Annotated in this window: 18 protein-coding genes; 16 read left to right on the top strand and 2 right to left on the bottom strand. The window is 33.5% G+C overall.

Going from position 1 to position 15113, the window contains the following annotated elements; all coding sequences use genetic code 11:
• The first annotated feature begins 96 nt into the window (after positions 1–96).
• The 5 genes from HQN62_RS08205 to HQN62_RS08185 all read left to right on the top strand — a co-directional run bounded on the left by HQN62_RS08205 (position 97) and on the right by HQN62_RS08185 (position 4168).
• Entirely contained in the window at positions 97–510 is a 414-nt protein-coding gene (locus HQN62_RS08205) for a hypothetical protein (protein ID WP_116795637.1), read from the top strand.
• Between the two features lie 308 nt (positions 511–818).
• Positions 819–1283, top strand: coding sequence for a hypothetical protein (locus tag HQN62_RS08200; protein ID WP_173503983.1), 465 nt, complete (start codon positions 819–821; stop codon positions 1281–1283).
• Between the two features lie 89 nt (positions 1284–1372).
• On the top strand, positions 1373–2785 hold the full coding sequence (gene rlmD / locus HQN62_RS08195; protein ID WP_173503982.1) for a 23S rRNA (uracil(1939)-C(5))-methyltransferase RlmD: 1413 nt from the start codon (positions 1373–1375) through the stop codon (positions 2783–2785).
• Between the two features lie 62 nt (positions 2786–2847).
• On the top strand, positions 2848–3363 hold the full coding sequence (locus HQN62_RS08190) for a DUF6452 family protein (protein ID WP_254454502.1): 516 nt from the start codon (positions 2848–2850) through the stop codon (positions 3361–3363).
• A complete protein-coding gene (locus tag HQN62_RS08185) occupies positions 3335–4168 on the top strand; it encodes a DUF6048 family protein (RefSeq protein ID WP_173503980.1) in 834 nt (277 codons plus the stop codon). Before HQN62_RS08190 ends, HQN62_RS08185 begins: the two co-directional genes overlap by 29 nt.
• A gap of 83 nt (positions 4169–4251) precedes the next feature.
• Here HQN62_RS08185 and HQN62_RS08180 read toward each other — a convergent pair whose 3' ends face one another.
• Positions 4252–4488 carry a hypothetical protein gene (locus HQN62_RS08180; RefSeq protein ID WP_111409186.1) on the bottom strand — a complete coding sequence of 79 codons (237 nt, stop codon included), beginning with the start codon at positions 4486–4488 and terminating at the stop codon, positions 4252–4254.
• A gap of 322 nt (positions 4489–4810) precedes the next feature.
• Here HQN62_RS08180 and HQN62_RS08175 point away from each other — a divergent pair, with 322 nt between their 5' ends.
• Both HQN62_RS08175 and HQN62_RS08170 read left to right on the top strand, forming a co-directional pair.
• Positions 4811–5713 (top strand): hypothetical protein, encoded by a 903-nt coding sequence (locus HQN62_RS08175; protein WP_173503979.1) that lies wholly within the window; start codon positions 4811–4813, stop codon positions 5711–5713.
• Positions 5714–6057: 344 nt separating this feature from the next.
• The gene (locus HQN62_RS08170) at positions 6058–7530 is read left to right on the top strand and encodes an esterase/lipase family protein (protein ID WP_116795643.1); all 1473 of its coding nucleotides are present in this window, start codon (positions 6058–6060) and stop codon (positions 7528–7530) included.
• A gap of 135 nt (positions 7531–7665) precedes the next feature.
• Here HQN62_RS08170 and HQN62_RS08165 read toward each other — a convergent pair whose 3' ends face one another.
• Positions 7666–8841 (bottom strand): THUMP domain-containing class I SAM-dependent RNA methyltransferase, encoded by a 1176-nt coding sequence (locus tag HQN62_RS08165; protein WP_116795644.1) that lies wholly within the window; start codon positions 8839–8841, stop codon positions 7666–7668.
• 94 nt (positions 8842–8935) lie between these two features.
• Between HQN62_RS08165 and HQN62_RS08160 the strand changes: the two genes are divergently transcribed.
• From HQN62_RS08160 to HQN62_RS08120, 9 genes are all read left to right on the top strand, one after another.
• Positions 8936–9700, top strand: a complete 765-nt coding sequence (locus HQN62_RS08160) for a class I SAM-dependent methyltransferase (RefSeq protein ID WP_173503978.1) — start codon at positions 8936–8938, stop codon at positions 9698–9700.
• Between the two features lie 129 nt (positions 9701–9829).
• Positions 9830–10498: a ZIP family metal transporter gene (locus HQN62_RS08155; protein ID WP_173503977.1), complete on the top strand. Its 669-nt coding sequence runs from the start codon at positions 9830–9832 to the stop codon at positions 10496–10498.
• Positions 10499–10920: 422 nt separating this feature from the next.
• Positions 10921–11262: a hypothetical protein gene (locus HQN62_RS08150; protein ID WP_254454501.1), complete on the top strand. Its 342-nt coding sequence runs from the start codon at positions 10921–10923 to the stop codon at positions 11260–11262.
• Positions 11263–11480: 218 nt separating this feature from the next.
• Positions 11481–12296 carry an N-acetylmuramic acid 6-phosphate etherase gene (murQ, locus tag HQN62_RS08145; protein WP_173503976.1) on the top strand — a complete coding sequence of 272 codons (816 nt, stop codon included), beginning with the start codon at positions 11481–11483 and terminating at the stop codon, positions 12294–12296.
• Between the two features lie 64 nt (positions 12297–12360).
• Positions 12361–12579 carry a DUF6095 family protein gene (locus tag HQN62_RS08140; RefSeq protein ID WP_173503975.1) on the top strand — a complete coding sequence of 73 codons (219 nt, stop codon included), beginning with the start codon at positions 12361–12363 and terminating at the stop codon, positions 12577–12579.
• The gene (locus HQN62_RS08135) at positions 12579–13151 is read left to right on the top strand and encodes a pentapeptide repeat-containing protein (RefSeq protein WP_173503974.1); all 573 of its coding nucleotides are present in this window, start codon (positions 12579–12581) and stop codon (positions 13149–13151) included. The genes HQN62_RS08140 and HQN62_RS08135 overlap by 1 nt, the downstream gene beginning before the upstream one ends.
• Before the next feature lie 2 nt (positions 13152–13153).
• Positions 13154–13729 carry a DUF1572 family protein gene (locus tag HQN62_RS08130; RefSeq protein WP_173503973.1) on the top strand — a complete coding sequence of 192 codons (576 nt, stop codon included), beginning with the start codon at positions 13154–13156 and terminating at the stop codon, positions 13727–13729.
• A 185-nt stretch (positions 13730–13914) separates the two neighbouring features.
• Positions 13915–14289 (top strand): DNA topoisomerase IV, encoded by a 375-nt coding sequence (locus HQN62_RS08125; protein WP_173503972.1) that lies wholly within the window; start codon positions 13915–13917, stop codon positions 14287–14289.
• Positions 14290–14342: 53 nt separating this feature from the next.
• Positions 14343–15113 carry a TerC family protein gene (locus tag HQN62_RS08120; RefSeq protein WP_173503971.1) on the top strand — a complete coding sequence of 257 codons (771 nt, stop codon included), beginning with the start codon at positions 14343–14345 and terminating at the stop codon, positions 15111–15113.

Genomic DNA, 15113 nt, shown 5'->3' with positions numbered 1-15113 from the left:
CTCCATACATCCCCTGCCTCCGATTACAGCGTAAATACTTGATTTTTAGGAAATTTTAAAGCCGAATTCCTTAAAAACAATAAAAAACAAAATATTATGAAAAAAATTATCATTTATGGATTTCTTACTTTGATTGGAATTTTTATGATTTCTTGCAGCACTAGTGAAAATGAGGATCCTATAGGAAAATGGGATGACAATATTAAATTATCTCAAAAGACAGCAACTCTAAATCCCAATAAGAATTCTATTACTATTACAACCGAATCTACATCTTGGTGGTTAAGTGGCATTTCTTTTAACAATAATAATATTGATTTGATAAATGTTGACAAACTTTCTAAAAATTTTGTCATTACAAATTCTGATTTCCAAGTTGAACGCAAAGAAGACGGAAAAAAAATTATTATTACATTAAACCAAAACAATACTAATTCTGAAAGAATTCTAGTAATAAGTATGCAAAATGGCGACTATTATGATGGAGTAAAAATAATACAAACCAAATAAAAAACTACCAGCAACAACTACAGCAGATTTGGGTAATTTGCTTAATGGAAAGTTGGTTTTGTATTTGGGATGATCTTGCAAATCCAAATAATGGGCTTAATTTAGTCCCAAACCAACTGTAATACCAGAACGTTCTGGAAGTATTATAACACTTGCCCAGAAAGAGCGACCAACGGAAGCTCATTTCCAGGCTTAGTGATATTACTTCTAAGACGAGAATTTAAAGCGAAAAGCGGGATTAGGCTCTAATAAAGAGAAAACTATACTTTAATTCGCTAACTTACGTTCTTATAGAAACTTATAATAGTATGAAGAACGTAATTATAATAGGCTGTGTTTTCTTGTTGATAGGATGTAAAACTAAAACCGTAAATGGGAAACAAATAGGAAAAAGTGTTGAACCGACAGAAATGAACACTGCCGATGAAGCGCAAAAAAACAAAGCTTACGAGTTAGGGAAAAGAGTTTTGATGACCTGTAATGACATTAAATTCAAGCCTTTTACACAAAGTGAAGCCACAGATAAGGTTATTGCCAAATCCACACCCGAGAACATCAAAAAAATTTGCGTGAAATACAGCCTAAAATATGGTCTTTTCAAAGATCTTGAATTCGTGGAAATGGTTCCAAACAAAACCGACAATACAAATGTGTTTCGATTTAAGGCTCTTTTTGAATATGCTAAAGCAAATAAGGAAATGAGGGTAACGATGAACTCGGAAAATAAAGCTTCGGCAATTTCGACCAAAGACTGGAAGGATGAATTTGAGTAAATGGTTGCGGGCATTGGATAATTATACCATTTATTAAAAAAAATCAGAATTAAAATCCAAAAATAAATCCAAAGCCTTATTTTTGCGCTATGGCTAAGAAAAATACAGACAAAGTTGTCTTTCATCAAATAAAAGTCCTTGATGCTGGTGCAAAAGGCGTTTCGGTGGCAAAAGCTCCCGATGGAAAAGTAGTTTTTATCCCAAATGTTGTTCCCGGGGATGTTGTTGATGTGCAAACTTTCAAGAAGCGCAAGGCTTACTATGAAGGGAAAGCGGTTCATTTTCATGAACTATCGGAACATCGTGTGGATCCAATTTGCGAACATTTTGGTGTTTGTGGCGGATGCAAATGGCAAAATATGAAATACAGTCAACAGTTGATCTTTAAACAAAATGAGGTAAAAAATCATTTGCAACGCATTGGCAAAATTGAACTTCCTGAATTTGAGCCAATTTTGGGTTCTGAAAAACAGTTTTTTTATAGAAATAAAATGGAATTTTCGTTTTCGAACAGCCGTTGGTTGACCGAAGATGAAATAGGAAGCGAAGAAGATTTGGGAAACCGAAATGCCCTTGGTTTCCATATTCCAAAAATGTGGGACAAAATCTTGGACATCAACAAATGTCATTTACAGGAAGATCCTTCGAATGCAATTCGTAATGAAGTTCGCGCCTTTGCCAATGAGCATGGTTTAACTTTCTTTAATCCAAGAGCCCATGAAGGTTTACTAAGAACTTTGATGCTGAGAACGGCTTCAACTGGAGAAATCATGGTTTTGATTCAGTTTTTTGAAAATGACAAAGCCAACAGAGAATTAATCCTTGATCATCTTTACGAGAAATTCCCTCAAATCACTTCTTTACAATATGTCGTTAACAATAAAGCAAACGACACTTTATATGATACCGACATAAAATTATATAAAGGAAGAGATTATATCCTTGAAGAAATGGAAGGATTAAAATTTAGTATTAATGCTAAATCTTTTTACCAAACCAACTCGGATCAGGCATACGAATTATACAAAATAACTCGTGATTTTGCTGGTCTTACCGGTAATGAAATTGTTTATGATTTATATACTGGAACTGGAACTATTGCGCAATTCGTATCCAAAAAAGCTAAAAAAGTTATTGGAGTAGAAAGTGTTCCAGACGCCATTAAAGATGCAAAAGCCAATGCTGTACGCAATGAAATCACTAATTGTGAGTTCTTTGTGGGAGATATGAAAGTTGTTTTCAATGATGCTTTCATAGCACAGCACGGACATCCTGACGTAATTATTACTGACCCACCAAGAGATGGTATGCACAAAGACGTAATTGAACAAATTATGAAAATTGCTCCTGAAAAAGTTGTTTATGTAAGTTGCAACTCGGCTACACAAGCTAGAGATTTGGCTTTAATGGACGAAAAATACAAAGTAACACGAGTGCGACCAGTGGATATGTTCCCGCAAACGCATCATGTTGAAAATGTTGTACTTTTGGAAAAACGATAAGCCTCACCCCTTAACCCCTAAAGGGGAAGAAAATAAATATGAAAAAAATAATTGCATTTTTAATGATTCTTGGTTTCGCCTCTTCCAGTTGCGAACCAGATGATATTTGTGATCCAAGTACACCCACCACCCCAAGAATGCTTATCCAATTTTTCGATATTTCGAATCCTTCAGTTAGAAAAAACGTGACGAACTTAAAAGTTATCGGTGAAGGAAAAACCGAAGGAGTGGTTTTTAATCCGTCTGGAATTGATGAAGCTAAGTATTTAACAAGTGCGGACAGTATACTGCTCCCATTGAATACAGATGCCGATATTGTAAAGTATAAATTTATTCTAAATTCCGGCAATAAAAATCCTCTCTTGGTGAATACAGACAACCTAGAATTTAAATATACCCGAGAAAGTAAATATGTATCTAGAGCTTGCGGTTTTAAGACCATTTATGATCTGGATTCAGTAAACCCTTTCGTACTATCAGATACAACACCTGCCGACGAAATGTGGATTCACTATGTAATAGTCGCAAAAAATAAAATAACATCCGAAAATGAAACAATTATTAAAATATTCTTTTAGTATTTGCTTTTTGTTGTCACTGTTATTTGTACAGGCACAAGAAAAAACGACTACCACAACAAGTACGGAGCAAGATGTAAAAATAACGGAAACTAAAAATGTTACACCAACAAAAAAGAATCCAGAAAAAAAACTCGAAGCTGCAGCAACAGACACCATAAAACCCAAAACAGATCGCTATGGTTTGATTGTTGGTGCTGATATAAACAAAATTGCACGGTCTATTTATGATTCTAATTACAATGGAATTGGATTTACCGCAGATTATCGATTGACCAAAAAATACTATTTGTACGGAGAAATTGGTAGTGAAGAAGTCACAGTCGAAGATCCATTATTGAGCACCACAACCAAAGGCTCTTATCTTAAAGTAGGTTTTGATTATAATGCATACACCAATTGGCTGGATATGGAAAACCTTATTACGCTAGGTGTACGTTATGGTTTTAGTACATTTAACGAACAATTAAATAACTATCTTATCTATAATCCACATCCTTATTTTGGACAATCGGGATTGATAGATTCCGGAAAAAAATACGATGGATTAACAGCTAGTTGGGCTGAAGTCGCTGCTGGAGTAAACGTAAAAGTCTTCAACAATATTTATGTTGGCTTTAGTTTACAATTGAAAGTATTGGTAACAAATTCTGAGCCTGGTAACTTTGAGAACCTTTATATCCCAGGATTCAACAGAACTTATGATGGTAATTTTGGAGCAGGTTTTAACTATACCGTTTCCTATTTTATCCCAATTTACAAAAAGAAAGTTATACCTGTAAAAACAGCACCAAAGAAGAAATAAGTCAAAATTTAATTTAAAAAAAAAGGAGTAAAACTGAGTTTATCGATTCAGTTTTACTCCTTTTATTTTTTAGTCTAAGTCGATTATCCGATTTCTTTAATTCCTTTTACAAATAACCAAGACATGAATAGTTTTTCACCGTCTTTGGTTTTGGCAGCTTGAAATTTTGGGGACAAAAGCGTTCCTGCGATAAAAGCCGTCATTGGAATCCAAAATCCAGAAAGATTGGTATACTGTTCTACCAAATAACGAAATGATATAAACAATATGGCAAAGCAACCTAGATTGTATAGAAATGCTCTTACTTGTAATTTTGTCATTTTATTGTATTTAAATATATTTTTTCAAAATTAGATGAAAATCTAGATAATTCTAAGTAATAACCACTATTTATTTTGAGCTTTAGTTTTATCTCGAAAAAACCGTTCAATAAATAAAACTTTAACAATAATTGACTTAAGTCTTTTTCCTATTGTTTTTTTGCACTAATTTTATATTTTATTAAAATAAAAATCATAAGCAACTAACTTACAATTACATACAAATAATTTTCCCCAGATTTATAATTGCATTCCATTTTAATCATCAGTAGATTAAAATTAGTTAAAAAAAAATTCATCATAATTTTAAAAAAATAATACTATGGCGATTGATTTTTCTATTACTAGCGCAGTAACATCAAGTGGAAGAACAGCTTTCAATGCACAAAGCATTAATTCAACTGAAACAAAATTCAATATTGGGAATAAAACCAGATATGAAGGGAATGTTGGACTATTCAATACTTCAGTTACTGCAGGACTGGCCTATAAACCTGAAGATTATAGTGCAGAATATGGTTTTTGGGCCTATTTTATCTATCCAACTGCCATGGCAGAAAGTTCAGGTTCATTCAAATGTTTGAATACATATGATAGAGCGCAATTTACTTTTAGCTTTATGCAGTATGCCGCACATGTCCCAAATGGAGATTTTATAAAATTTTTCAGAAAGCTATTGCAATTACCTAATGCAACCGATTATTTCCCAAAATTAGTTTTATCCAATAACAGGATTTTTTATAAATCTTCCAGTGGGGTACTTTCTCCTTTAGAAAATGATTCGAGTTCACAAGCACTGATGGATTATCTCAATCCAACACTAAATGATATAGAAAATCAAGAATTAATTTGTGCTGCACGATTTGTTCACTGGGCCACAAATGATCCCAATCATCGAAAAACTCAAGTTGAAACAGCAATTGATCTGTATAAAGAAAATATGAAGTCCTATAATAAACGATATGGGTTAAACAATGTTCCTGCAAATGTCTGCCAAATGATTTGTGATATTCGACACCAAGGAAGAGCCACGAGTGACCGTATTGCACTGGCAATTAACACCAATGGAAACTACGACAAAGCCTTTTCTAACTTATGTACAATAGGCAACACTAATTATCAAACCAGAATAAATACAGTACGAAATACAATAAAAAAACTAACAGATATAGGCAAGTTCTCAATGAAATATGATGCTAATAGCGGAGAATTTGTAACAATTTAACAATGGATAAAACTTCGTAAGCCCAGAAGGGCCTTATATATTAAGCAAAAAAACAACTATAATCTTACGGAAGTCAAATAAAAAATGCAAATTAACTCTATTATGGATGAAAGAGATTTTGACAAAATTTAAATGTATTATAACCAACTGTCTTCTAATTTTTCCAATAGTGTCAATTTATTAATATACATAAACCAAGCATTATAAGGTACCATCTTCAACAAAAAAACGAATTCAATTTTAATCTGAAAACCACAGTTCTAGATGACCTTTAACTTCTCTTAATTTAAACAAAATAAAACATTTGGGATATATCCTAAAAAGAAATCTTTTAACTAAAAAAAATGAAAAAAACTTTAGTATTTATACATGGCTGGAGTGTCACAAATCTAAACACTTATGGTGAATTGCCTGAAAGGTTACAACTGGAAGCAGCTGCTAACGGTGTAGAAATTGACATACAACATATTTTTTTAAGTCGATACATTAGCTTTCACGACGAGGTTGGCCTGGATGATATTGCCAAGGGACTCGATTCAGCAATTAAGGAACAACTTAGAGGAATTCAAAGTTTTGTATGCATAACTCATTCTACAGGTGGACCAGTAGTGCGTCATTGGTGGAGTTATTTTTATGATAATAGTCCAACTAAAATAAGTCATTTAATTATGCTTGCTCCTGCCAATTTTGGATCAGCACTAGCCCAACTTGGTAAAGCAAAACTGAGCCGAATTAAATCATTCTTTGATGGAGTCGAACCTGGTCAGAGAGTTTTGAACTGGCTTGAATTAGGCAGTAAATCTTCTTGGGAATTAAATAAAAAGTGGATTCTATCTGATGGACATCAAATTGGAGAACAGGGTATTTTCCCCTTTGTATTGACCGGACAAACTATTGACAGAAAACTGTATGACCACTTAAACTCCTATACAGGCGAACTAGGCTCTGACGGAGTTGTAAGAACTGCGGCAGCAAATTTGAATTCGAGATACATACAGTTAAAACAAAACGCAATAAAAAACAAAAATAATGAAGTCAAAATCTCCTCAACACTTGATATCATTGAATATAAGGAATCTCCCGAGGTGCCTTTAAGAATTATAACCGGAAAATCACATTCTGGATCAGAAAAAGGAATTATGAATAGTGTACGTAAGTCTAGGGATCCAAAAAGTAAAGAAATCATAACTTCTATTTTTAAATGTATAAACGTTGACTCTATTGAAAAATACAATGAGTTAAAAGAGCAATTTAAATTAGAAACTAATACCGTTCAAAAAAATGAATTAATAGAAACAGCACCTGAATTTTTATTTTTCCATACTCATTTTATTCATGATCGATTTTCGCAAGTAATTTTTAGAATTACCGATTCTGAGGGTTACCCCATTACAGATTTTGACCTACTGCTTACTGCGGGCCAAAACAATAATCCCAACGATTTCCCACCTGGATTTGTGGCCGATCGCCAACAAAATTCAATAAACAAGGAAATAATTACTTATTATTTTAACTACGACTTGATTGTTGGTGCGCCCAAAAATGAATTTAGACAAAAGACAGAGGGAATTACCCAAATTGGTTTAAAAATTATTCCTCGACCACAAGAAGGGTTCGTTCGATTTGTAACCTGTGAAATTAAAGCCAACGAAGACTTATTACAAAAAACAATTCAACCCAACAGTACGACCCTAATAGATATTGTTCTTCAAAGAGTTGTTAGCAAAGGTGTTTTTCAAATAAATAACATCACTCAATTCCCCAAAGATTTCGATTTTAGTAAAACTAAATGGGAAGAAAAAGGAATAATAGAGTAGCTCCCTTTTTATAACAAATAATGTCAAAAAATCATTTCAATCAGTAAACAAAACAAATACGAAATCAAAAATCCCGATAATTACTAGATTTAAATAGTAATTATCGGGATTAAATTTTTAGATATTTAGAACTAATTATTCAGCGCCACCGTCAGGAACAGTCTGAAACTTCGTTCTCTTACTTCCTTCATACATTTCATATTTCACCAAACGTGCTTCAAGACTCGCATTAAAAAGTTTGATTTTACGAGAAGGTTTTAATCCTACATATTTCAAAGCTTCCAGGTTTGCTGTAATGAACCAAGCATTTGTTCCTGGATAATTCTTTTTCAAAGTATCACCAATATTTTTATAAAATTCTTCCATATGAATATCCAAACGTTCATCATAAGGCGGATTGAAGACGATATGTAATTTCCCTTCAGACGTTTTCTCAGTATCAAAGAAATTCTTTTCCTCTATCTTTATATATTCATCTAGATTGGCATTCTTCACATTGTCTTTGGCTTTTTGAACCGCAGATGGTGCTTTATCATATCCTTTTATAGTATAATGAAACTCACGTACGCGTTTTAACAAACTTTCTTGAATGCTGTCAAACAAATCATTATCCCAATCATTCCATTTTTCAAAAGCAAATTCCTTACGGTTGATATTCGCGGGAATATTACAAGCAATCATCGCTGCTTCTGCCAAAAATGTTCCAGAACCGCACATCGGATCCAAGAAATCAGTTTGTCCGTCCCAACCCGAAAGCAACAAAATACCCGCTGCCAAAACCTCGTTTATAGGGGCAATGTTGGTAGCCGTTCTGTACCCACGTTGGTGCAATGAATTTCCGGAAGTATCCAAAGCTACCGAAACCTGATCTTTATCAATATGTATATTTATCCTTAAATCAGGAAAAGCTTTATCAATACTCGGACGCTGTCCCGTTCTTTCACGAAACTGGTCTACAATCGCATCTTTACATTTTTGAGATACAAACTCAGAGTGATTAAAATACTCCGAATGTACCGTTGCGTCAATCACAAAAGTCTGATTAGCGTTGATGTATTTAGACCAATTCGTCCCTCTTATTCCTTTATATAACGATTGCTCGTCTCTCGCTTTAAAAAAATAAATTGGTTTCAAAATCTTCAAAGCCGTACGCAAAGACAAATTCGCTTTGTACATAAAACCTTTATCGCCCTTAAAGCTCACCATTCTCACTCCTTGCTCCACATCCTGTGCGCCCAACATTGTTAGCTCTTTTGCTAATATTTCCTCAAAACCAAAAAAGGTTTTGGCAATCATCTTAAAATTCTCCATAGCCCCCTAACCCCCAAATGGGGGAATTGTTATCATTAATATTCGGCAAAAATACACTAAATTTGCGGGACTTAAATTAATTGAAAAAGAATAAATGTCCGATTCTACAAATAACAAAACACAAATTACCAATTCCAATCCTGAAAATTGGTTTGCCTCTTGGTTCGACAGTCCATATTATCATATACTTTACAAAGAAAGAAACTACAGAGAAGCCCAATTGTTTATGGACAATCTGACTCATTACCTGAATCTTCCCGAGAAAGCCAAAGTGCTTGACTTAGCTTGCGGTAAAGGCCGTCATGCCATTTATTTAAACCAATTAGGGTTCAATGTTATTGGTGCCGATTTATCTGAAAACAGTATATTGGAAGCTCAAAAAAACAGTAATGAAACCTTGCATTTTCAAGTTCATGATATGCGGGAAGTATTTGAAGATAAATTTGATGCTATTTTCAATCTGTTCACCAGTTTTGGTTATTTCGAAAACGATGAGGACAACCTTACTACTCTAAAAGCTATAAAAGAAAGCTTATCTGAATATGGTTTTGCAGTGATTGATTTTATGAATGTTACCAATGTGCTTAATAATTTGGTTCCAGAAGAAGTAAAACATGTTGATGGAATTGATTTCCAAATCAAACGCTACCTGAAAGATGGGCATATTTTCAAAGAAATTGATTTTGAAGACCAAGGTCACAAGTATCATTTTACTGAAAAAGTAAAAGCTCTTACATTAAAAGATTTTGAAGAGATGATGGAAGAAGCCGGTATCTTTTTATTGGATATTTTTGGGGATTATAAGCTAAAAAAATTCCACAAAACTGAAAGCGAAAGATTAATTATGATTTTTAAATAGTTAATTTTGTTTATCGCCGAATCGTTAAATACTACGGTGCTAAACTTTTTAATTCAGATTGTATATCCTTATATTAAAGCGGTTAAACAATAATAAATAATTAAACGAATAAACGGTTAAACAAAAAACATGAATTACCTATTACCCCTACTATCAGTACTTATTGGTTATTTCATAGCTTTATTTCTAAAACCGAAAAGCAAAACCAACCTAAAACTATTATTAGCTTTTAGTGGTTCGTTCTTGCTTTCGCTTACCGTAATGCACCTACTTCCTGAAGTGTATGAAAGTGGAAACCATAACATTGGACTTTTTATAATGTTGGGTATTTTGTTCCAAATCGTATTGGAATTTTTCTCTAAAGGAGCTGAGCATGGTCACGTACATGGTCATGCCAAAATGTATCAAATACCTTGGTTACTATTCGTCAGTCTCTGTATTCATGCCTTTTTAGAAGGATTTCCTGTAAGTCACCATAATGATTTAGCAATTGGAATAGCAATTCACCATTTGCCTATTGCAATTATTTTAACCTCTTTTTTCGTCAGTTCCAGTCTAAATAGAAAGGCCATCTTTCTATTTATGGTCACTTTTGCAATCATGACACCTCTGGGTACCATTGTTTCTGACTTTATACCACAATTGAACGAATATTATTCCGAAATTACAGCAGTAGTCATTGGAATCTTATTTCATATTTCATCGACTATCATTTTTGAAAGTAGCGAAGGACACAAATTCAATATCGCCAAAGTATCAATGATTGTAATTGGTATTCTGCTGGCGTATTTAATATAGACGAATACAATCTTCGAAAAAAAACCATTTTTAATTGTTTTCCAATTCTCTTTATTTATAAGAATCATTTAAATTAATCCTTTTATTGGTTAAATTTTGATTTAATCCAATCTAATTCTGATGGAGATATTTTATAAATAATCAAGTATTTAGCGTCAATCACCTAAACTAACTTGCATATAATTCAAATAATTTGCATTATTAAAAATATTACCATTAATTTGTCAAAAAATATATTCTTGAGAAGTTTCTGTCTTTATGAGATTGATACCAAATTATTACTAAATTCACAGAAAAAGCGATGAGAGAAAATTGTCTAAAGACCTTAATATACATTTGTTTGCATGTTTAATTTTTTTAGAAAAAAACCTAAAGCATATACCAAAATTGAAAATCATATTTTTGGTATAATAACGGAGTTATTGAAAATTAGCTCAACCGACATCAATTGTGATGAATTAGGTGGTAAATATTACTTAAGTAACGAAGAGCAACATTTTAGAGTTACCATATTCAGTAATGAATCTGTGATACGAATGACCAACACACGTGATTCTGTTGCAGAGAAATATGACAAAGTTTTTGTTGAAAATGTTTTAAGGGCCGTCAAAGAAGAAAAACACCGTAGAATGGAATTGGTATGCGATTCAATTACGGATAGTATCGAAAAAATGGCAGAACGCTTACATAATACCCTTATTGAATCAAATGAGGAGGAAGAAACAAAAGAAGGAGAAGAAGACACTTTTCTAAAAAGCGTTTAAAAATAAGGGTTTAACTTTTTAATTAAAGTTGAACCATTTTTTTTCAATTATTACCAACCAAAATACAACATTCCAGATAAAGTATTACTGGTTTACTAAAATGTTATCTTAAGCAAAATAAACATTTTTATTACTATTTTTCATTTTTCAGAGAATAGTAAGTTTTAAAATTCCCTAACTTTACCAAGTATAAAAGTTGTCAATTTTAAAGCAAAACAATGAACTTCACTAAGACCACCGAACAATCTTCAAAATATGAACATTTAGAGAAAATGTCGGTTCAAGAATTACTTACCAACATCAATAACGAAGACAAAACTGTACCTCTTGCTGTAGAAAAAGCCTTGCCGCAAATAGAGACATTGGTAACCGAAATTGTTGCCAAAATGAAATTGGGTGGCCGATTATTCTATATTGGAGCCGGAACTTCCGGACGTTTGGGAATCTTGGATGCCTCAGAATGTCCTCCAACTTTTGGAGTCCCTTTTGATTTGGTTGTTGGAATTATTGCAGGTGGAGATACTGCCATCCGCAAAGCCGTTGAAAATGCCGAAGACAACGCTACTCAAGCTTGGATTGACTTACAAGCTTTTAACGTAAACGCAAATGATGTGGTTGTTGGTATTGCTGCCTCTGGAACAACTCCTTATGTTATTGGAGGTTTACAGGCCTGTAATGCTAAAAATATAAGTACTGGAAGTATTTCTTGCAATGCTGGAAGTCCTCTTTCCCACAAGGCAAAATTCCCAATCGAAGTCATTGTGGGCCCCGAGTTTGTAACGGGAAGTTCCAGAATGAAAGCAGGTACTGCCCAAAAATTGGTTCTAAATATGATTACGACCGCTACAATGATCCAGCTTGGAAAAGTAAAAGGAAACAAAATGGTTGATATGCAATTGAGCAATGTCAAACTTGTAGATCGTGGTGTAAAAATGATTATGGGAGAAATTCCTGTAACTTACGAAGAAGGCTCTGAATTGCTAAAAACTCACGGAAGCGTTAGAAAAGCAGTTGATTATTATAATGCTCAATAAGCAGATTTCAGATAATAGGTTGCACAAATTACGATTAAACATATAACAGATTAAACCAGCAAAAATGGCTAACAAAGAATTATTGGCAAAAGGGATAAAATATTTGACTGGTGCTTTACCGCTCATGTTCATTGGCCCAACCGTTATTTATAATGCATTTATGAACCAACATACCAATTGGCATTATTTGGTTTTGGCTATTGGAATCATTGCCTGTCTCACATCAATGTACTTGATGTTTGTAGGTTTAAAAATAATAATGAAAGGCATATTTAACGACTAATGGAAGACCTGATACACATTCAAAAAACATTTGAAAAAGTAACCTATATTGGTAAGAAGATTAACAATCGTGAATTTGAGGATTGCGTTTTTAAGAACTGCGATTTCTCAAATAGCGATTTTTCGAACAATAGTTTTATGGATTGTGAATTCATAGAATGCAATTTATCGATGACCCAATTGGGAGGTTCTAGCCTGAAGAGTGTTAACTTCAAGAACTGCAAACTAATGGGGATTCAATTTCAATCGTGTCAGGATTTTTTATTCAATGTGCAATTTCAAGATTGCATTTTGGACTATAGTTCTTTTGCAAATAAAAAAATGCCCAAAACCAAATTCAATTCGTGTTCGATGAAAGAAGTAACTTTTATTGGAACGAATTTGACCCAATCGGTTTTTGGAAACTGTAATTTGGACAATGCTATTTTTAACGACACTGTTTTGGCCGGTGCCGATTTTACCACAGCCTATAACTATAAAATTGACCCCGAATTCAACCCGATGAAAAAAGCAAAATTTTCCAGTCAGGGAATCGCGGGGCTTTTGGATAAATACGATATAAAAATTGAGTAATTATGAATGCAACCATCTCCTATCTTGAAAGCGTAAAAAAGCAATTTCTCTACTATAAAATATTGGGAGAAAAAGCGATAGATCAATTAGAACCGGAGCAGCTTTTTGTTACTGTAAACGAAGACACCAACAGTATTGCCGTGATTGTAAAACACCTTTCGGGGAATATGCTTTCGCGTTGGACGGATTTCCTGACCACCGATGGTGAAAAAGAAACTAGAAATAGAGACGGTGAATTTGAAAATGATTTGCACACAAAGGATCAAGTATTGACTCTTTGGAATAAAGGTTGGGATTGTTTTTTAGGAGCATTGGACAGTTTGAAGCCAGAACAACTTTCGGAGATTATTTATATCAGGAACGAGGGCCATACAGTCATTGAAGCCATCAACAGACAACTGGCACATTATCCATATCATGTTGGACAAATTGTCTTTTATGCCAAACAACTTAAAAATAGCGAATGGGATAGTTTATCGATTCCAAAAAATAAATCGAATAGTTATAACGCAGATAAATTTGCACAAGAGAAAACAATTAAAAATTTTACGGAAGAAGAATTCAGACGTTTAAAATAATAAATATACCTATTTATTGCCCCAGATGGAAGTGAAAACCCCGCAGGGCTATATCTTATTTTTTCTTGCCCCAAAAGAGCGACCAGAGGAAGCTCCTTTTAGGGCATTGGAAAAAAAGGGAATAGACCGAGGAGTTGTAACGGATAGCTGGATTAGGCCCAAATAAAAAAGATAAATACGAAGAAATGAAAAAAATAATACTACTCTCTCCTTTACTGCTGCTACTATCCTGCTACAATGTTGAACGTAACTGTGCCGACTTTAAAACCGGGAAATTTAAATTTGAATACGAGATTGACGGCGTTAAAAAAACTACGGTTTTTGAGCGTAATGACAGCATTGAAATTGAGACTTTTGAGGGAAAAACGGATACTTCCACAATTCGCTGGGTGAATGATTGCGAATATGTTTTGCAGAAAAAACACCCGAAAAACAAGGCCGAAGAGAAAGCGATTGACATGAAAATTTTGACAACTACAAAAAATTCCTATACCTTTGAATTTGGAATGGTTGGTGTCGATTCTAAACAAAGAGGAACGGTTATTAAGATTTCAAATTAGAGAATTCAGATTGCAGATTGCAAAAAACCCATAATTTAAACCCATAATAAAAAATGGAAGTATTTTTAAACCCAGATGCTTGGATTGCCTTATTAACACTAACTTTTCTTGAAATTGTATTAGGTATAGACAACATCATTTTCATCTCTATTGCAACTGGAAAATTAGCTCCGGAAGACCGCAAAAAAGCAACCAAAATAGGAATGTTTCTAGCCATGTTCATGCGAATAGCTCTTTTATTTGGAATTAATTTTTTAACCAAAATGAAAAAGCCTTGGTTTACGATTGATTGGAGTTGGCTACATGCTGGGGTTACAGGACAAAGTATCATTTTATTGTTGGGAGGATTGTTCTTGATTTATAAAAGTACAAATGAAATTCGTGAGAAAGTTGATGAAAAAGGTCATAAAGAAAAAGAATTGGGACGAGCTGCAGCAAAATCTTTTCAGAGTGTTATTCTTCAAATTATAATGATCGACTTGGTTTTCTCATTTGACAGTATTTTAACCGCTGTGGGAATGACAAACGGTGTTGAAGGTGCTTTGATTATTATGATTACGGCTGTAGTGATATCTGTTTTGATTATGATGCAGTTTGCAGTTCCTGTTGGAAATTTTGTAAACAAACATCCATCGATACAAATTTTAGGATTGTCCTTTTTGATTTTGATAGGATTCATGCTGTTGACCGAAAGTGCACACTTGGCCAATGCTCTTATATTTGGCAGTCATGTGACTCCAGTACCAAAAGGGTATTTATACTTTGCCATTTCGTTCTCTTTATTTGTAGAAATACTAAATATGAGAATGACCAAAAAGAAATAA

The sequence above is a fragment of the Flavobacterium sp. M31R6 genome, assembly GCF_013284035.1.
Taxonomy (GTDB): Bacteria; Bacteroidota; Bacteroidia; order Flavobacteriales; family Flavobacteriaceae; genus Flavobacterium.
This window is presented reverse-complemented; position numbering and strand designations above follow the sequence as displayed.